Raw genomic sequence first — 20,500 nt, 5'->3', positions numbered from 1 at the left:
TGGTTCAGTATATCAATAAATTTATATTTGACAGACCTATAAACAATATTAAAAATCAAATAATTTAATTACACCCAACGGGTATATTATTAATTAAAATCATTGTTTCAAATAAATAAAATTAAGAATGGAATAAACTTCAAAATTTATTTTTTTTTTAAAATCTAATATTGACTCCAATCAATTCTAAAAATGATATAGATCAATTTTTAACAAAAAACGTATTACTATCTTTAAAATTCTAAATGTTTAACAATACAAAATATGGAAACAAAAGCAACAAATTCATTACAACAATTATTTCATAACGAAATTTATAGATTAATAGCAAGTGAAACTTTGCTTAAAAATACTATGCCAAAGTGGATTGATGAAACGCAAAACTTGCCACTGAAAAATATGTTACAAAATTATTACTATCAAATTAATGTTCATATAGATCGATTGAAATCACTGTGTGATTCTCATAAAGAAAATAGAAATCATTGTGTTATTGATCGAGTTATGCAAGCCTATATTGAAGAAACCAATGAGAAGCTGAAACGATGCAGCAGTAATATTCTAGATTCTAGCCTATTGGAAGCTATTCAAGCAATTAGTAGTTATAAATTTCATGCTTATAACTCTGTTGCTACTTGGGCTATTGTACTCGAATTTCCTAAAGATGCTAAATTTTTAAATGAAGCTAAAATATCTGAAAAAAACATAGACGAACGTCTTTTTCATCTTGCTATTCGTGAAATTAATCGAAAAGTTAGAAACCCTATAGCAATTACTATTTAATCTTTTATTATAGAAATCATGGATGTAACTAATTATACTGAGATAAGTTTACCTATTGATCACGTGCGCCTAGTTGGAGAATTATATATACCCCCTAGAGCAAAAGCATTAATTGTCTTTTCTCAAAATTGCGGAAATAATCGATTTAGTGTTCGCAACCGACAAGTGGCAAAATATTTACAAAATAGAAATTTTGGTACATTATTATTTGATTTATTGACACCAGAGGAAGACACAAAAAAACGTATGGATATTGATTTATTAACAAAAAGACTCATTGAAGTAACCGAATATTTAGAAACATTATCTACTACCAAACATATTCCTATTGGCTATTTTGGTGTTAGTATCGGAGCCGCTTCAGCTATAAAAGCATCTATAAAGCACCCCGAAGTTTTTGGAATTGTCGCTAAAGGTGGGCGCCTTGATCTTGTAGGAAACGATTTGGCAAAAGTGAATGTTCCTATACTACTAATTGTTGGAGCTTTAAACGAGAATACACTTCGATTAAATCAGGTTACCTTTCAAGAGTTAAATTGCGATAAAAAGCTCGAAGTAGTACCTGGTGCCTATAATTCCTTTAAAGAACTTGGTGCGATGGAAAAGGTTTCTGAATTATCAACAAATTGGTTCAAAAACTATTTGCCTATTCAGAAAGCGGTGTGAGACTTAAATATTCTTTCTAAAATAATTAAAATAGACTATTATGTTAAAAAATCGAATTCAAGCGGGGATTTTGTTAGCCAAAAAGCTTCTAAAATATAAATCTGAAAATACAGTAGTAGTAGCTTTGCCGTCTGGTGGTGTTCCAATAGGATATTGTATAGCTAAGGAGCTAGATTTGCCTCTAAGCTTGGTGTTTTCTCAAAAAATAGGACACCCAAACGATAAAGAACATTCCATTGGAGTAGTTGGACTCTCTGATTATTTAATAACAAAACCAAGAGGCGTTTCAAAAAGTTATATTACAAAAGAAGTACAGCTAATACAACAACGATTGCAACAAATGAAGTTGAAATATCAACACAAAATAAAAATGCAGGATTTTAATAAAAAAACAGTCCTCATTGTAGATGATGGAATGGTTAACGGACATACTTTACTTTATGCCATACGATTAATTAAAAAAAGCAAACCTAAAGAAATTGTTGTGGCTGTTCCAATTGCCTCTTATGCAGGAATAGCACTTTTAAAAGAAGAAGTGGCTGAGTTAATTGTTTTAATAATACCTCCGTTTCTCTCAACTGTAGATGAATTCTACAAAAAATTTGAAGCTATTTCTGATGAAGATGTTATGGTATATTTAGAAAAAAGAAATCAACAGCAGACAATTATTTATAATCAAATGACACGTAATAAAGAACCCTTTTTGCCCCAAAAAAGTGTTAACATTGTTTAGGATCTTGTCATCCTAATAAACTATTTATGTAAGAGCTTGTATGGATTTTATTTAAAATTGCATCAAGCCTTATTTTTTTAGCAGTCTAGTAAAATGAAATTGTATTTATTGTTTTGAATTATGCATGATAAAAAACATAAATGCAGAAAATATGCAATTTGGTTTTAACGAATGGATAAAAGCTCAAAATGGGGAGGCTATAGGTCAAAATTGGCAATCATAGAGTGCATCAATGTACCTATATGCATGTAAATGTGTTGAAAAAAGAGAAACCCCTTTTTTTGATAAAATACGAATGAAATAAATCATAAAAATCTATTTCTTTTTCATAAATTAATAGTAATTACAATTTAAACAAATTAAGTTTTTTTTGCACTTCAAAATCAACCATTAAATCAATTTTAATTAATGGAAACGATAAAACTATTAAAAGTAAAAGCATTCTATTCTAGACTCCAGTCTATAAAATATATTTGGGAAAAAAACTGTTTTATTGCATTGCTAATGCTATTTGGATTTTTTCTTAGTGTCACTATAGGATGTAATAAATCTAAAGCAAAAGAAAATAAAAATGTAATTAAAAAAAGTGATTCAATAAAGAAAAAAAAGGCTATATCAATTGACACTAATGAATATAACAAAAGAATGCAGGTTCTTTATAATTCAGGAGCTTGGCTGAAATTGGATGTAAAGACTCCTTACCCACTCCCAGGGGCAGTATTGCCTTTTAAAAGAGTGATTGCGTTTTATGGGAATTTATATTCTAGGAGAATGGGGATTTTGGGACAACTTCCAAAATACGAGATGCTCAAAAAATTAGAAGAGGAAGTTAAACAATGGCAAATAGCAGATTCCAGTACTACTGCAATTCCTGCCCTACATTATATTGCTATAACAGCACAAAGTAGTCCCGGGAAAAATGGGAAGTATAGGCTAAGAATGCCTTTTAAACAAATTGATACTATAATGTCATGGGCAAAATCTATAAATGCAATTGTTTTTCTCGATGTGCAAGTAGGGCAAAGTACAGTAGAAGAGGAAGTGAATTCATTACTAAAATACCTCAAATATCCAAATGTACATTTAGGAATAGATCCTGAATTTGCAATGAAAAAAGGGGAAGTCCCTGGAACTAAAATTGGAACTCTTTCGTCTGAGGATATAAACAAGGCTATTACAATTTTGCAGGCTATTGTTAAAGAAAATAAACTTCCACCAAAAATACTTGTAGTGCACCGTTTTACAAAACCAATGGTTACAGATTATAAAAAAATTAGACTAACATCAGAAGTTCAAATTGTTATGAATATGGACGGTTTTGGTAATAAAGAACTCAAAAAATCCTCTTACAACATTGCAATATCTAAAGAACCTGTTCAGTTTACTGGTGTTAAATTATTTTATAAGAATGATACACAAGGAAAAAACAGACTTTATGCACCACATGAGCTACTGAAGTTTACTCCAAAGCCCATTTATATTCAATATCAATAATTAATGTTTTACTTTTTTCCTACATATAAATGGATTATAATTAGTGGATTTTTTCTATTTTTTGTAGACTATTGTACAAATTTAAAAAAGGAAAAGAAAGTTTCTGAAACTAATATTCAAGAAATAGAATGGATTGCCAAAAATAATCGTATCAATCATTCTAAAATATTACCAATAAAAAACATACCTGTACTTTGCTATCACGCTATTAGAAAAATTAGTAAAACAGACAGTCCCAAGAAAAAAACTTATAGTGTAACTCCTGAAGCTTTCGCATTACAGATGAAAGCATTAGCTGAGAATGGTTATAAAACTATTTCTCCAGATCAACTATATGAGCATTGGACAAATAATAAGCCTCTGCCAGAAAAGCCAATAATTATTACTTTTGATGATGGTAGGAAAGAACAATTCACGATTGGTGCTACTATCATGGAACACTATCATTTTAAGGGGGTCTTTTTTATTATGACCATTGCGATTGGCAAAAAAAATTATATGACAAAAGAAGACATTAAAACACTCTCACTAAAAGGTCACACTATTGGTGTGCATAGCTGGGATCATCAAAAGATAACTCAATATAAAAAAGAAGATTGGATTCTTCAATTAGATAAACCTAAAAAGCAGCTTGAAAAAATTATAGAAAAACCAATTGATTATTTTGCCTATCCTTTTGGCATTTGGAGCCTCAGTGCAACAGATTCTATAAAAAAACATGGTTATAAAATGGCATTTATTGTATATGGTAAAAGCAATCCTAGAAAACCCTATTATACAGTTCCTCGAATAATTGTTCAAAGTACCTACTCAATAAAAGATTTACTTGATATCATAAAAAACAAAACATAAATATTTAAAAATCAGTTGAAAATATCACTTAAAATTATGATAAAACAATAATTCACCGATTCATAATGACTATTTATTAACCTGTAAATTATGTAACAATTATTGAAAGTTATGTAAAACAACATCTACTTTATTTTCTGAATTTTGAGAAATTAAGATTAATTTTTAATAATCTAATCTAATTTTAATATGGAAACTATCAAAATGAATAAAGTTCTTATAGCACTAGACTGCAATACAACTGATAAAAAAATTGCAGAAGTTGGTTTTTCATTCGCTAAAGCAATGCATGCAGAAGTCATTTTACTACACGCTTTCTTAACCCCCATCGATTATTCATCTGTATCCTATGAACCTATTATGGGATTTGCTGGTTTTTCAAATTTAGACACTTACCAACAAAACAGTGAAATTTTAACAAAAACAGGATTGGATTTTCTAGATAACGTAAAAAAACATTTAGGTGATTCCTCTATTGAAACTGTAGTAAAAGAAGGAGAATATGCTGAAACTATTTTAGAAACTGCCAATTTGTATCACGCCGATATTATAGTAATTGGGAGTCATAGTAAAAAATGGCTAGAAAAAATAGTAATGGGAAGTACTACAGAAAAAGTATTGCACGACACAAATATTCCGCTTTTAATAATTCCAACTAAGAAAAAATAGTGTTCTATTTCAAATTAATAATAACGAGTTCCCTTTTTGGATTGTTATTTTTATTAACTTTATATCTTTCTTAAGAATAAAATCACTTGAAATAAATGAAGCTATTTATCAAATACATGGTCAGCAACCGCTGTAAAATGGTGGTCAAAGAAATACTAAAAGAGTTGAATTTGCATTTTATTCTGGTCGATTTAGGCGAAGTAGAAATTATGGAAGACATTTCGTTAGAACAGAGAGAGTATCTAAAAAAAGAATTAATTGAATCAGGATTAGAATTAATGGATGACAAAAAATCAATTCTAATCGAAAAAATAAAAAACATTATTATTCAAATGATTCATCATTCTGAAGAAAATATTAAAATAAATTTTTCAGACTATTTAAGTGAAAAACTACATCACAATTACAATTATTTAGCCAATTTATTTTCTGACACACAAGGAACAACCATAGAGCATTTTATCATATATAATAAAATTGAAAGGGTAAAAGAATTAATGATTTATGGCGAATTGACCATAACCGAAATTGCCTATAAAATGAATTATAGTAGTGTTGCCCATTTATCATCACAATTCAAAAAAGTTACTGGATTGGCTCCATCTCATTTCAAGCAACTCAAAGACAAACGTAGAAATCCGATTGAAGAACTGGGATACAACAGTAGCAAAAAAGTATAGATATGAATACCATCAAGAAAGATCTAATTTATACAACAAGTTTGACTGAAATTCATTCTGAACCAGTAATTGTTATTGATAGCGATTATAAAGTAACGGATATAAACAGCAAATTTTTGAATATAATCAAGAAAAAGAGAGAAGATATTATTGGTACCTATTGCTATAATTATTTTAAGGATTCGGAAAGGGTGAAAAAAAACTGCGCAAAACTATTTGAAATTGGTTTCTTTCACGATGAAGAATTAGAATTAGTGGGACACAATGAAAAAGATCTATTGTACAATGGTTTTGTTTATAAAAATGAAAAAACAAAAAATTCAGAGTTAGTGATTATTGGTCGTAAAATAGCTCTAGAAAAAAAATACGACACTAAATTTCAAAGCTTCTTAGAATCACTTCCAGATGCAATTATTATAGTTAATCATGACGGAAATATTCAATCTGTAAATACTCAAGTAGAAAAACTTTTTGGTTACAACAGAAACGAAATTATTGGAAACCCAATAGCTTTATTAATGCCCTCTCGATTCAAAGAATCACACCATAACCATATACAAAATTATTTTGCCAACCCAAAAGTGCGTAAAATGGGGGAAGGAATGCAACTATTTGCCAAACATAAAGACCAAACAGAGTTTCCTGTAGAAATAAGTTTAAGTACAATAGATAGTGAAGAAGGCTTGATTGTTTGTGCTTCTATTCGTGATGTAAGTCAACAAAAAAAAATCGAAAAAGAACTAAAAGAAGCCATCACAAAAGCGGAAAATGCAGTAAAATCGAAACAACAGTTTCTTACCAATATGAGCCACGAAATCCGAACACCAATGAATTCAATCATCGGGTTTACAAAAGTGATTCTCAGAACGGAGTTAACACCTAAACAAAAAGAATATATAAGTGCCATAAAAATGAGTGGAGACACACTAATTGTTCTTATAAACGATATCCTCGATTTGGCCAAAGTAGATGCTGGTAAAATGGTTTTCAAAAAAGCGCCCTTTAAACTCGCCTTATCAATATCAACTATTTTACATTTATTTGAAACCAAAATTCAAGAAAAAAATATAGAATTAGTTGTAAAATATGATCAAAATATTCCAGAAGTTTTGATTGGAGATGCTATTCGTTTACACCAAATAATTCTAAATTTGGTTAGCAATGCTGTAAAATTTACTTTCAAAGGTAAAATTACATTTGGCGTGAGAAAATTAACCGAAGACGATGAAAATATAAGTTTAGAATTTTCCGTTTGCGATACTGGAATTGGAATTGAAGCCGATAAAATAGATCAAATTTTCGAGAATTTTCAACAAGCACATAGCCAAACTTCTAGAATATTTGGAGGTACAGGCCTAGGACTAGCTATTGTAAAACAACTTGTCGAAGGTCAGGGAGGTAGTGTTCACGTAGAAAGCGAACTAGGCAAAGGCTCTACTTTTAGTTTTGTACTACCGTTTAAGAAAACCTATAGAACATCAATTGTTGTTGATGATGATATTATTGAGTTTATTGACAATCCCACTAAAAATATCAAAGTATTAATTGTTGAAGATGTAGAACTCAATCAATTATTAATGAAGACTATATTAGACGATTTTGGGTTCGAATATGATATTGCAGAGAATGGAAAAATTGCTATTGAAAATCTTAAAAAAGACAACTATGATGTTGTTCTAATGGATCTACAAATGCCAGTAATGAATGGCTTTGACGCAACGAATTTTATTCGGAATACACTTAAATCTTCTGTTCCTATAATTGCTCTTAGTGCCGATGTGACGAGCATAAATGTAGAAAAATGCCTAGCAGCAGGCATGAATGATTATATTTCAAAACCAATCGATGATAACGCTTTATATAGAAAAATACTAACATTAATTAAAAAACCTAAGCAAAGAATAGAAATAGAATCTATCGAAAATTACGAACCTAAAACTCAAAAATGTACTGACATGGGTTATCTTAACAAAATCACCAAATCAAATCCAAAATTAATGACAGAAATGATTAATGTATATCTCGATCAAACACCTATACTAATTAATTTTATTAAGAAAAGTTGGTTAGAGAACGATTTTGACACTTTAAAATCGGCAGTTCATAAATTAATTCCATCTTTTACAATTGTTGGAATTGACAAAAAATATGAAGAAATAGCCAGGAAAATTGGAGATGAATCAACAATGGCAGAATGTAAAAATTGGATACTTGAACTCGAAAATATTTGTTTGCAAGCGATCGAAGAACTTAAAATGGAACTCAATAATTTAAATAATTAAATCGTGCAAGACTCAAAAAAAATAAAATTATTCCTAGTCGATGATGATGCATTGTTTCTAAAGGCTTTAGAAATTCAATTTCTTGACCATGGGGATTTTGAAATAGAAACCTTTGCAACAGGTGAACTTTGTATCGAAAATTTACATAAAAACCCAGATGTAATTATTCTTGATTACCATCTTGATGGCATTGATAAAACAGCAATGAACGGCTTAAAAACCTTAGATAAAATAAAAAATTACACTATTGATATTCCGGTTATTATGCTTTCCTCACAAGATAAAATTGAAGTGGCTGTAAGTTGTATGCACCATAAAGCCTTCGATTATGTGGTAAAAAGCGAAACCGCATTTGTACGACTTCAAAAAATAATTACATCGATTTTCAAATATCAAAAAATGGAAAAAGAATTAAATTGGTATATGAATAGAATGTAGGGGTTTTTGATTTTCTTTGTGTCCATGCCTAAAATAGCTTGACTTTTGGGGTTAATTAATAAAGAAATATTGATTTTACTATGCTCAAAACTTCTGCAATCAAAAATCGTTAATCAGAAATCTTAAATCTTTGACAATAACCGATGAATTATACAACTTAATTGCAAAATTGTATAATACTTTTCAAGAAAATTAGAGCCAAATTTGTTATTGACACCTAATTTAATACGATCGAAATGTCAATAAAAAAATTCGATATTCAAGGATTAAGCAATAAGCAAGTTATTGAATCAAGAAGTAAATATGGGAGCAACATTACAAAATTTGAAAAACCCAATATTATACTCGAATCCTTAAAAAAATTTCTGCAGGATCCGTTAATAATTATACTTCTACTTGTATCATCATCAATTTATTTTATAACAGGAAAAACCGCAGACGGAATATTTTTACTTTTTGCTATTTTATTTGTTTCTCTTATTTCATTGTATCAAGACACACGAAGTCGCAATGCATTAGAAAAGCTAAAAGCCTACTCAAAACCCAAATGTAAAGTAATACGAAACGGAATTATTACTGAAATAAAAACCGAGGAAATAGTCATTGGAGATAGTCTGTTGGTAGAAGAAGGAATAGTCATTTCTGCAGATGGATGGATTGTATATTCGAATGATTTTTCTGTAAACGAAGCTATTCTCACAGGAGAATCATTTCCTGTCCACAAAGACAAAACACAAAATAATAACCAGATATTTCAGGGCACCACTGTTACAAGCGGAATGGCTATCGCTACAATTTCAGCAATTGGAATTCAAACCAAATTAGGGAAAATTGGAAAAAGCATAGAAGGAATAGCAGAAGAAAAAACCGCACTTGAATTAAAACTCAATAGTTTTGTACAAAAAATGGCATTGATAGGACTAGTTGTTTTTCTGATTGTATTAGCCTTAAACTATATAAAATCGCAAAATGTAATAGATAGTTTACTGAAAGCGCTTACACTAGCACTAAGCATTTTACCCGAGGAAATTCCCGTCGCATTTACCACTTTTATGGCAATTGGAGCATGGAGAATGATGAAAAAAGGAATAATCGTTAAGCAAACAAAAACTGTCGAAACTCTGGGCAGCGCTACTGTAATTTGTATAGACAAAACAGGTACAATTACTGAAAACAAGATGACTCTAGCCAAAATATTTGGATTAAAATCTAAAAAAATAAAAACTCCTGAAGTTGACATAAACAGTGATGAAAAAGAATTAATTGAACTAGCTATGCTGGCAAGCGAACCCATTCCATTTGACCCAATGGAAGTGGCTTTACACAAAGCGTATTCAAAAATTATAGCAAAAGAGGAACAACAGCATTATAAAATGATTCACGAATACCCATTGAGTGGAAAACCACCTATTATGACTCATGTTTATCGAAACAAGGAAGGAAAACAAATTATTGTGGCAAAAGGTGCGCCAGAAGCATTAATGCATTTATCGAATTTATCTGCAATTGATGAGCAAGAAATAGAAAAGGCAATTACAACCATAACAACTGAAGGGTATCGTGTTCTAGGAGTTGCAAAAGCCGAATTTAAAGGAAGCGAATTCCCTAAAACCCAACAGGAATTTAAATTTATTTTTAAAGGATTGGTTTCTTTCTATGATCCGCCAAAAAAGAACATTTATGCGGTGTTGCAAGATTTTTATACAGCAGGAATTAATGTAAAAATCATCACTGGCGATTACGGATTAACCACAACTTCCATTGCAAAGCAAGTAGGTTTTAAGGGCTTTGATCAATGTATTACAGGCGATGAATTAATGAAATTGTCTGACTCAGAATTAAAAAAAACGGTTATGGAAAAACAAATATTTACCAGAATGTTTCCTGAAGCCAAACTAAAAATTATAAATGCCTTAAAATCGAATGGAGAAATTGTGGCAATGACAGGTGATGGCGTAAATGATGGTCCGGCTTTAAAATCGGCTCATATTGGTATTGCAATGGGAAAAAAAGGAACAGAAATTGCAAAACAAACAGCCTCTCTTATTATAGTTAATGATGATTTGTCAACAATGGTTGATGCAATTGCTATGGGCAGAAGAATTTACACCAATATTAAAAAAGCCATCCAGTTTGTAATTTCTATTCACATTCCTATTGTACTCATTGTTTTTATTCCCTTAGCTTTAGAATGGGATTATCCTAGTATTTTTTCGCCTATTCATATTGCTTTTTTAGAATTAATAATGGATCCCACTTGCTCGATTGTTTATGAAAATGAGCCGATTGAAAAAAACACGATGAGCCAAAAACCAAAACCATACACTAAATCTTTTTTTAATATTAAAGAATTATCAACGAGCATTTTACAGGGATTAATGATAACTACAGGTTTACTAATTATTTATCAATATGCAGTGGCTAATGAGGCAAGCGAAGACCTAACCAGAACAATGGTTTTTACAGGTTTAGTTACTGCCAATATTATTTTAACCTTGGTGAATCGATCCTTTTTTTATTCGATTTTCACTACAATGAAATACAAAAACAATCTAGTGGCATTGATTATTAGTGCAACTTTTATTCTTACTGGATTGATTCTCTTTATCCCACCAATTAATAGCTTTTTCCAATTTGAGCAATTGACTATTTCACAATTAGGAATAAGTGTCGGAATTGGACTGCTATCAGTTATATGGTATGAATTAATAAAGTTATATAAAAGAGAAAATGTGAGATTATCTAAATTTATTAAGAATAATTAGGATTAATTATAAATAAACAAAAATGAACGAAATTCTTAAACCCGAAAATCAAATGAACCCAAAAAGGAAATTATCTTTACTAGAGCTACTTCAATATGTTGTTTTAATATCAGTACTACTTTATTTTGGCAAAACCATTTTCATTCCACTAAGCTTTTCATTATTCATTAGTTTTATACTTTATCCTGAATGCAAATGGTTAGAAAAAAAAGGAATTGAGAAAACCGTTGCTATTGCAATTTCGTTATTTGGATTATCAATTTTAGTGCTTATCGTTTTATACTTATTGTTTTTGCAAATTACCTCTTTTACAAATGAATGGCATTCACTAAGTACAAAATTAGTACAATCGATGACGCAATTAGGAAATTATATCGAAGCACAATTTGGCATGAATTCTGAAAAACAATTGGCATTCATAAAAAATTTTACTTCCAATTTAGAAATTTTTCCATTACTAAGAAATGCAACTTACTCCTTATCGGAAGCAGCTTTAAACTTGATCCTCATTCCTATTCTATCTGCTTTATTATTGTATCATCGTCATTTATTGTCGGTCGTTCTTTACCAATTATTTCCAAGGTATAAAAAGGAAACTATTCATGAAATTCTTGTTGAAACGATTCATGAATATTTCAATTTTATTAAGGGAATGGGTTTGGTTTATTTAATTGTAGGAACTTTGAACAGTATTGGATTGGCTATTATTGGAGTACCTCACCCCTTTTTATTTGGATTTATTGCTTCTATCTTAACGTTTATTCCTTATGTTGGCATTATTATATCTTCACTATTACCAATTACAGTTTCTTGGGTAACATTTAATTCTATTTGGTATCCTATAGGTGTAATTGTAGTTTTTACAATAGTACAAATATTAGAAGCCTATATCATTTTTCCGTTTGCCGTAGGCAATAGATTAAAAATAAACACATTAGCGATTATTATAATCATTATTATCGGAGGAGTTTTATGGGGAGCTGCAGGAATGATTGTATTTATTCCATTCATTAGTATTGTAAAACTAATTGCTGATAGAACTGAAAGTTTAAATATTTTATCATTATTACTAAGTGATGGGAATGGTCCTAAAAACAAAAAATAATATTATTAAAGGGTATTTGATTACTATAATTTCAGTCCTATCACCTATAAATGCACTTCTTTATTTCGTTAAAACATTTATTCCCTAAACTAAATTTTGGCAATTATTAGTGCTATTTTTTAATTTGTACAATAGTGAAAATTTAATACGAATCAATATACTAATGGAGTATCCAACTCTAACAAAAACATGTGAATTAATAAAAAAACATGTGAATTTTGTAATTCTTTTCAAAAATTTTATAAATCAAAATACTTGAAATAAAATGAACTTTACCTATTAAAAATCAATTTAAGTTTAACAATTAAATTTTAAAATTATGACACTCATTAAATCTAACGGAAATTTAATCCCATTTGGAATGGACAATTTTTTTGATGATGATTTTTTTGATAACAAATGGTTAGAAAAAAAATTAAAACACACACTTCCAGCAGTAAACATCAAGGAGACCAAAAAAGAATTTAACATAGAATTTGCTGCTCCAGGTTTTATGACAAAAGATTTTAATATAGATTTGGACGATAATGTTCTCACCATTAGTGCTGAGAAAGAAAGAGAAAAAAACGAAGAGAACGATAATTTTACAAGAAAAGAATTCTCTTATAATTCATTCTCAAGATCATTTACACTTCCGAAAACGGTTAATGGAGAAAAAATTGATGCCAAATACAAAGACGGAATTCTTAAACTAGGTATTCCAAAAATGGAAGAAACTAAATTACTCCCAAAAAAGGAAATAAAAGTTGTATAGGTGTCCTTTCTTAAAAGCCCATTCCAAAGAGATTGGGCTTTTTTATTGTTCAACAAACAAAAAACCGAAAACAGTGTGACTTTTGAAAGAATTTGCGTTAAATAAACCAAAAAAAAGGTACTTAAAACTGATATTTATTCTTTAACAGTCAGCAAAATAATTTGGATTGGAAATTCCGAAACTTTGAACTACTTGGTAAAAAAAAACAAAGTTAAATTAAAAACAATATACTAATAAATGGTTCAAAAATAATTATTTAAAAAATAAAATATAGTATGATAATTAAAGAGGCATTAGCAGAATTAGCGGAATTAGCAGTCACAGCTTCCCCAGTGGTTAAACTAATGCACACAGGAATTGCTTTTAATGTGATTGTATTGGCTTTCAAAAAAGATATGATTTTGAAGGAACACAAATCCATCGTACCAACTAAATTAATAGTTTTCGATGGGAAAATAAAGTTTGCGAGTACCGATTTGCAAAAAATTATTGATAAATATGATGAACTCGAAATTCCTTTAGAAAAAATCTATTCCCTAGAAGCTCTAGAGGATGCACTTTGTTTATTGATTCAAGGATATAGAAATTGAAAAAGTTGTAACTTTGAAAGAATTATGATTTAAAACTAATTTTTAATCCACAGTTTAGAATGAAAAATAAAATTTTCGCAATAGTTGCTCTTCTTCTTTTATCTTGTACAAAAAAAAAAGATGGAATTAAACCAACTATTGGCGAAGTTACCGAAAGTGTTTATGCATCGGGTGTGATAAAATCAGAAAATCAATACACCGTTTTTTCTACAACCAATGGGATTTTAAAGAAAATAAATATTAGTGTAGGACAATCTATTTCTAGAGGGCAATCATTGTTTGAAATTGAAAGTGAAAAAGCCCAGCTAAATACTGAAAACTCACTCTTAACGTATCAATTAAGCCAAAATAGCAATCATTACATTCAGGATAAAATTGCCGAAATGGAAATGAAAGTCCAATCTGCTAATGATAAACTCGCATTAGATAAGTCAATCTTCGATAGGTATAGCAGAATAAAAGTGTACAAAGTAATCTCTGAAGTTGATTTTGAAAAAGTGGAATTGGCTTATAAAAATTCTAAACTCAATTATGAATCAGCTAAAAAACAATTGTCACAACTTAAAGCACAATTGCAAAACGATCAAAGAAGGAATAACATCAATTTGAAAATAAATCAAAAATCGCAAAGTGATTTCAACATCAAAAGTGCTTTTTCAGGGCAATTATTTGATGTTTTAGTCAAAGAAGGAACATTGATTTCACCACAAACTCCTTTGGCAATTATTGGTCAAAAAGATGCTTTTTTATTAGAATTAGAAGTAGATGAAAACGATATGATTCGGGTAAACCTAAACCAACCCATTTTAGTTACAATGGACAGTTATAAAAATCAAGTTTTTGAAGCCAAAGTTGATAAAATTTATCCCATTATGGATGAGCGTTCTAGAACTTTTAAAATAGAAGCTCATTTTGTAAATACTCCTAAAAAATTATACCCCAACCTTACTGCTGAAGCCAACATCATTATTCAAACAAAAAAAAATGCAATTACAATTCCAAAAGAATATTTACTAAAAGATGATTTTGTTTTAATCAATAAAACCGAAAAACAAAAAGTAAAAGTGGGTTTAAGCGATTATCAAAAAGTAGAAATTCTGGAAGGTTTAAAACCCGACGAGATGATATACAAACCCCAAAATGAACTATAAACTCATCATAGATATTGCTATTCATTTGCTTTTAGCACGACTAAAACAAACCATTGTTGCGGCAGTTGGAGTCACCTTTAGCATTGCCATGTTTATTACTTTAGTGAGTTTTATGAATGGGTTAAATGATTTACTTGATGGATTGATGCTCAATAGAACCCCTCATGTTAGACTATATAACGAAATAAAACCATCAGAAAATCAACCAGTTTCACTATCAAAGGAATATAAAAACGATGCTAACTTTATTAATTCTATAAAACCAAAAGATCGTGGGAAATCTATTTATAACAGCAAAGCCATTATTAGTTATTTAAAAAAAGATTCTCGCATTATTGATGTGGCTCCGAAAATTACTACTCCCGTTTTTTTTAATTCTGGAACCATTGAAATTTCAGGTATTATTAATGGTATTGAAGTCTTATCGGAAGAACAGTTATTTAAAATTAGCGATTATATTATTGATGGTAATGTTGTCGATTTACTACAAAACAACAGCATAATTATCGGAAAAGGTTTGGCTGATAAAATGTTATTAAGCAAAGGCGACATAATTAAAATTACTTCTACAAGAGGCAATTTATCTTCTTTAAAAATTGTTGGGATTTCACAAATTGGTATTTCCGATATTGATGATTCTATGAGTTACACTTCATTAGCAACAGCCCAAAAAATATTGGGAGAACCTACCAATTATATTACTGATATTCAAATTAAATTGTTTGATATGGACCTAGCAACGGCATTAGCTAAAGAGTTTAAACAAAAATTCAATTTGGATACTATTGATTATAATACCGCCAATTCACAGTTTGAAACTGGAAGTAAAGTGAGAACCATTATTTCCTATGCCGTTGGAATCGTATTGCTCATTGTTGCTGGTTTTGGCATATATAATATACTCAATATGATGATATATGAAAAAATGGATAGTATTGCTATTCTAAAAGCTACAGGTTTTTCGGGTAGTGATGTCAAGTGGATTTTTGTATCACTCTCTCTAATTATAGGAATTGTTGGAGGCCTTTTTGGTTTGTTATTTGGGTATATTTTTTCTTCAATAATCGATATGATTCCTTTTGAAACCGCTTCATTACCCACCATAAAAACCTATCCAATACATTACAGTGGTGTTTTTTATTTAATAGGAATCGTTTTTGCTCTTTTTACCACCACTATTGCAGGACTTTTTCCAGCACTCAAAGCCAGTAAAATAGATCCCGTAGAAATAATTAGAGGAAAATAACAATGGAAAATAAAGTAATAGAGACTAAAGGATTAACTAAATATTTTTACGATCCCATTAAATTTCAGGTACTCAAAGAAATTAATATGAGTGTCACTAATGGCGAGTTTGTATCTATAGTAGGTAAATCGGGTTGCGGAAAGTCGACATTACTGTATTTGCTTTCTACTATGGATACTGATTATGAAGGACAATTATTAATCAAAAATGAACTCATTACGGGTAAGACAGATCAAGAATTGGCTATAATTCGTAATGAAAAAATTGGTTTTGTATTCCAATTCCATTATTTACTTTCAGAATATAATGTGTTGAGAAATGTCATGCTTCCGGGTTTGAAATTGCGAAAATATTCTGAAAAAGAAATTGAAAATCGAGCAATCGAACACCTGACAACACTTGATATGCTAGACCAAGCCTTTAAAATGCCACATCAATTAAGTGGCGGTCAGAAACAAAGGGTTGCCATTGCACGTGCTTTAATCAATGATCCACTAATTATTATGGGCGATGAGCCTACTGGAAATTTAGACAAAAAAAATAGTGACTTAGTTTTTGATATTTTTAAAAAACTGACTTTAGAAAAAAAACAAACTCTACTCATTGTAACCCATGACAATGATTTTGCCAAAAAAACCAATAGGATTATCACAATGGAGGATGGAAAAATTATTTCATAGCCTCAACACTTTATTTTAAAAAAGTGGAAAATATATAACTTATTCAAAAAGTTATATAACACTATTTTATCTTGACAAATCGACCTTTATATTTCTATTTTTAATTTATAAAACTAAAATATATAGCTATGTTGCAGATAAAAAAGGAAGGAATAATTCTAGAAAAAAGAGCACTCGGTTTTGAAAAAGAAGGTGTTTTAAATCCAGCCGTGATAGCTGATGGTGAAGATATTCATATATTTTACCGGGCAGTAGGTAAGGATAATTATTCGACTATAGGGTATTGTAAATTAAACTTACTTCAAGAAGTTAAAACTCGATTAGATGTACCCCTACTTTTTCCTCAATTTGATTATGAAAAACAAGGTGTAGAAGATCCTAGAATCGTAAAAATAGAAGATTTATATTATCTAACCTATACAGCAAACGATGGGCTAAACGCCATGGGAGCTTTAGCTACTTCAAAAGACTTAGTTACATGGGAGAAACGGGGTTTAATTGTACCTGAATATTCTTATGAAGAATTTCAACATTTAGCAGAAACACGAGGAGAATTAAACGAAAAATATTTTCGGTTTAACGCGAAATATATTCTTCCCAAAAATCTAGAAAAAAAAGCATTATTATGGGACAAAAATATCATTCTTTTTCCAAGAAAAATAAATGGTAAGTTCTATTTTTTACACAGAATAAAACCAGATATTCAAATTGTTTCAATTTATGATTTGAGTGAATTGACACATACTTTTTGGGATAATTTTTTTCTTAGGTTTAGCGATTATATTCTCATTTCTCCTAAATATGAACACGAAGTAAGTTATGTGGGTGGTGGTTGCCCACCCATTGAAACGCAGTTGGGCTGGCTCGTTATTTATCATGGTGTTCACGATACAATAGATGGTTATGTGTATTGTGCCTGTGTTAGTTTATTAGACTTAGATAATCCAGAAAAAGAAATTGCACGCTTGCCGTATCCTCTTTTTGAACCGGAATATGAATGGGAATTGCATGGAATTGTAAATAACGTTTGTTTCCCAACAGGAGCAATTGTAAATAATGATACACTGTATATTTATTATGGTGCTGCCGATGAGCATATTGCATGCGCATCTGTGAATTTATCAGAATTATTGAGAGAATTAAAACCTTAATTTAATAAAAAATGAAAAATAATAGTGTTTATACTGACAGCCCATATTTTACAAATAATTTGTTAAAAAAGGATTTGCTATCTAAAAAGGTGATTTCTAACAAAATAAATAAATTACCCGAAGTTTTGGTGATATCTACTTTTCCGCCAAAAGAATGTGGTATAGCATCCTATACTCAGGATTTAATACAATCACTAAGAAACAATTTTAATGAATCATTTGATATAAAAATTTGTGCATTAGATTCAGAAAATCAAAGAGAAAAATATAAAAATAGTATACAATATCTTTTGGACACAAACTCTGTTTATTCATTTATTGAATTGGCAAATGAAATCAATGAAAATGAAAACATTCATGTGGTTTTAATTCAACACGAGTTTGGATTGTTCAGAAATAAAGAAGCAGAATTCTTAAAGTTTTTAAACAAACTCAACAAGTCGGTTTTAGTAGTGTTTCATACTGTTTTGCCAGAACCAAATGAGTTATTGCAAAAAAATGTGCAACAAATCGTATCATTGGCTGATGGCATAATTGTTATGACAAATTCTTCTTCAACTATTTTAGAAAATGATTATCAAGTTCGTAAAGATAAAATTTCAATTATTCCTCACGGAACACATTTGGTAAACCATACAGACAAAAAAATTCTTAAAAAAAAGTATAATCTATCGGGTAAAAAAGTGCTATCGACTTTCGGATTATTAAGTGTTGGGAAGTGTATTGAAACCACATTAGATGCTTTGCCTGAAATTGTTAAAGAAAATCCCGATGTGGTATTTCTTATAATCGGAAAAACACATCCGTCAGTCTTAAAAAACGAAGGAGAACAATATAGAGAAATGCTCGAAGCAAAAATAGAGACCTTGTTTTTGAACAAAAACGTTCGGTTTATCAATTCATATTTACCTCTTGAAGACTTGTTAGAATACTTACAACTTAGCGATATTTATTTGTTTACATCCAAAGATCCTAATCAAGCCGTTAGTGGTACATTCTCGTATGCATTAAGTTGCGGTTGCCCCATTATATCAACACCAATTCCCCATGCTTGCGAAGTCTTGAAAGATGGCGCGGGAATTATCATAGATTTTGAGAAACCAAAACAATTAGCCAAGCAAGTTATTAATTTATTAAACGATGAACAATTAATGAAAAATATTAGTTCAAATGAGTTGCATATAATGGCTTCAACCGCCTGGGAAAACTCATCTATTGCACATGCAAAATTATTTGAAAATACTGATGACACCATTTTATTACACTATACTATACCAAAAATAAATCTCAATCATATAAAAAAGCTGACTACATCTTTTGGAATCATTCAATTTTCTATCATTAACCAGCCCGATATAAATTCAGGATATACTCTCGACGATAATGCTCGTGCTCTGGTAGCGCTTTGTCAGCACTATAAATTAACTAAAAACAATGATGATTTAGTATATATTAATAGATACCTAAATTTTATAAAATACTGCTTTCAAGAAGACGGGTATTTTTTGAATTATGTAAACGAAAATAAAGAATTTACAGAGCAAAATTACCAAACAAATTTAGAAGATTCTAACGGTAGAGCCATTTGGTCCCTTGGATTTTTAATTTCTATAAGTGATATACTACCTAATGAATTTTCATTAAATGCAGAAAAAATACTAAAAAAAATCTTGAAAAATGTCAACAATATTCATTCAACAAGATCAATGGCATTTATAATAAAAGGTCTTTATTATTACAATTTAAAAAACAATTCTTTAGAAAATATTTTTCAAATAAGGCACTTGGCAGATAAAATGTTGCAAATGTACAAACACGAAACAGATACAAAATGGTATTGGTTTGAGAGTTATTTAACTTATGCTAATAGTATTTTATCTGAAGCAATGTTATATGCTTGGGAGGTTACAGGAAATATTGAATATAAAACTACAGCACGAGTCTCGTTTGATTTTTTGTTATCAAAATTATTTAAAAATAATATTATTAAAGTGATTTCTAACAATGGATGGTTGCATAATAGCCAGGAAATAAGTCCTGACAAAAAAGGAGGAGAACAACCTATTGATGTTGCCTACACTATATTGACATTAAGTAGATTTTATGATGTTTTTAAAGACGAGGATTATTTTAATAAAATGGAAACTGCTTTCAGTTGGTTTTTAGGCAACAATCATTTAAACCAAATTATATACAATCCGTGTACAGGAGGCTGTTATGATGGTTTAGAAGATACTTATATCAACCTAAATCAAGGAGCAGAATCGACGGTGAGTTACTTAATGGCGAGATTAACAATTGAAAAATATTCAGACAATAAACAACAACGCAAGAATGAATTAATAGTTAAACAGTTTCAAGAATAATAAAACTACTATAAATTTAAAAACGTAGAACAATGACAATCGCAAAAAGAAATAAAAATGTACCTCAAAAAAAAAATCAGAAAAAAATCAGAAAA

At 29.8% G+C, this 20,500-nt stretch carries 18 protein-coding genes; all 18 read left to right on the top strand.

The window, feature by feature from the left end:
• The first annotated feature begins 264 nt into the window (after positions 1-264).
• The 18 genes from ACFQ0S_RS03435 to ACFQ0S_RS03350 all read left to right on the top strand — a co-directional run bounded on the left by ACFQ0S_RS03435 (position 265) and on the right by ACFQ0S_RS03350 (position 20,405).
• Positions 265-783, top strand: coding sequence for a YciE/YciF ferroxidase family protein (locus ACFQ0S_RS03435; RefSeq protein ID WP_379753402.1), 519 nt, complete (start codon positions 265-267; stop codon positions 781-783).
• Positions 784-801: 18 nt separating this feature from the next.
• Complete coding sequence (locus ACFQ0S_RS03430) at positions 802-1,449, top strand: alpha/beta hydrolase (RefSeq protein WP_379753405.1); 648 nt, start codon at positions 802-804, stop codon at positions 1,447-1,449.
• A 40-nt stretch (positions 1,450-1,489) separates the two neighbouring features.
• Positions 1,490-2,182 carry a phosphoribosyltransferase gene (locus tag ACFQ0S_RS03425; protein WP_379753408.1) on the top strand — a complete coding sequence of 231 codons (693 nt, stop codon included), beginning with the start codon at positions 1,490-1,492 and terminating at the stop codon, positions 2,180-2,182.
• A gap of 408 nt (positions 2,183-2,590) precedes the next feature.
• Positions 2,591-3,676, top strand: coding sequence for a hypothetical protein (locus ACFQ0S_RS03420; RefSeq protein WP_379753411.1), 1,086 nt, complete (start codon positions 2,591-2,593; stop codon positions 3,674-3,676).
• A 3-nt stretch (positions 3,677-3,679) separates the two neighbouring features.
• Positions 3,680-4,528 carry a polysaccharide deacetylase family protein gene (locus tag ACFQ0S_RS03415; RefSeq protein WP_379753414.1) on the top strand — a complete coding sequence of 283 codons (849 nt, stop codon included), beginning with the start codon at positions 3,680-3,682 and terminating at the stop codon, positions 4,526-4,528.
• A gap of 204 nt (positions 4,529-4,732) precedes the next feature.
• Positions 4,733-5,197, top strand: coding sequence for a universal stress protein (locus ACFQ0S_RS03410; RefSeq protein WP_379819051.1), 465 nt, complete (start codon positions 4,733-4,735; stop codon positions 5,195-5,197).
• Between the two features lie 95 nt (positions 5,198-5,292).
• Complete coding sequence (locus ACFQ0S_RS03405) at positions 5,293-5,877, top strand: helix-turn-helix domain-containing protein (protein ID WP_379753420.1); 585 nt, start codon at positions 5,293-5,295, stop codon at positions 5,875-5,877.
• A 2-nt stretch (positions 5,878-5,879) separates the two neighbouring features.
• Positions 5,880-8,159 (top strand): PAS domain-containing hybrid sensor histidine kinase/response regulator, encoded by a 2,280-nt coding sequence (locus ACFQ0S_RS03400; protein WP_379753423.1) that lies wholly within the window; start codon positions 5,880-5,882, stop codon positions 8,157-8,159.
• Between the two features lie 3 nt (positions 8,160-8,162).
• Positions 8,163-8,597 (top strand): response regulator, encoded by a 435-nt coding sequence (locus ACFQ0S_RS03395; protein WP_379753426.1) that lies wholly within the window; start codon positions 8,163-8,165, stop codon positions 8,595-8,597.
• A 236-nt stretch (positions 8,598-8,833) separates the two neighbouring features.
• Complete coding sequence (locus ACFQ0S_RS03390) at positions 8,834-11,362, top strand: cation-translocating P-type ATPase (RefSeq protein ID WP_379753429.1); 2,529 nt, start codon at positions 8,834-8,836, stop codon at positions 11,360-11,362.
• A gap of 22 nt (positions 11,363-11,384) precedes the next feature.
• The gene (locus ACFQ0S_RS03385) at positions 11,385-12,467 is read left to right on the top strand and encodes an AI-2E family transporter (protein WP_379753432.1); all 1,083 of its coding nucleotides are present in this window, start codon (positions 11,385-11,387) and stop codon (positions 12,465-12,467) included.
• A 319-nt stretch (positions 12,468-12,786) separates the two neighbouring features.
• Complete coding sequence (locus ACFQ0S_RS03380) at positions 12,787-13,221, top strand: Hsp20/alpha crystallin family protein (protein ID WP_379753435.1); 435 nt, start codon at positions 12,787-12,789, stop codon at positions 13,219-13,221.
• 275 nt (positions 13,222-13,496) lie between these two features.
• On the top strand, positions 13,497-13,811 hold the full coding sequence (locus ACFQ0S_RS03375; RefSeq protein ID WP_379753438.1) for a hypothetical protein: 315 nt from the start codon (positions 13,497-13,499) through the stop codon (positions 13,809-13,811).
• Positions 13,812-13,870: 59 nt separating this feature from the next.
• The gene (locus ACFQ0S_RS03370) at positions 13,871-14,962 is read left to right on the top strand and encodes an efflux RND transporter periplasmic adaptor subunit (RefSeq protein ID WP_379753442.1); all 1,092 of its coding nucleotides are present in this window, start codon (positions 13,871-13,873) and stop codon (positions 14,960-14,962) included.
• The gene (locus tag ACFQ0S_RS03365) at positions 14,952-16,208 is read left to right on the top strand and encodes an ABC transporter permease (protein WP_379753444.1); all 1,257 of its coding nucleotides are present in this window, start codon (positions 14,952-14,954) and stop codon (positions 16,206-16,208) included. Before ACFQ0S_RS03370 ends, ACFQ0S_RS03365 begins: the two co-directional genes overlap by 11 nt.
• Positions 16,209-16,210: 2 nt before the next feature.
• On the top strand, positions 16,211-16,888 hold the full coding sequence (locus ACFQ0S_RS03360; RefSeq protein ID WP_379753447.1) for an ABC transporter ATP-binding protein: 678 nt from the start codon (positions 16,211-16,213) through the stop codon (positions 16,886-16,888).
• A gap of 128 nt (positions 16,889-17,016) precedes the next feature.
• Positions 17,017-18,039 (top strand): glycoside hydrolase family 130 protein, encoded by a 1,023-nt coding sequence (locus tag ACFQ0S_RS03355; RefSeq protein ID WP_379753450.1) that lies wholly within the window; start codon positions 17,017-17,019, stop codon positions 18,037-18,039.
• Positions 18,040-18,050: 11 nt separating this feature from the next.
• Entirely contained in the window at positions 18,051-20,405 is a 2,355-nt protein-coding gene (locus ACFQ0S_RS03350; RefSeq protein WP_379753453.1) for a glycosyltransferase, read from the top strand.
• Positions 20,406-20,500: the final 95 nt, after the last annotated feature.

Origin of the sequence: Flavobacterium myungsuense (assembly GCF_042677265.1) — a bacterium.
Classification (GTDB): Bacteria; Bacteroidota; Bacteroidia; order Flavobacteriales; family Flavobacteriaceae; genus Flavobacterium; species Flavobacterium myungsuense.
This window is presented reverse-complemented; position numbering and strand designations above follow the sequence as displayed.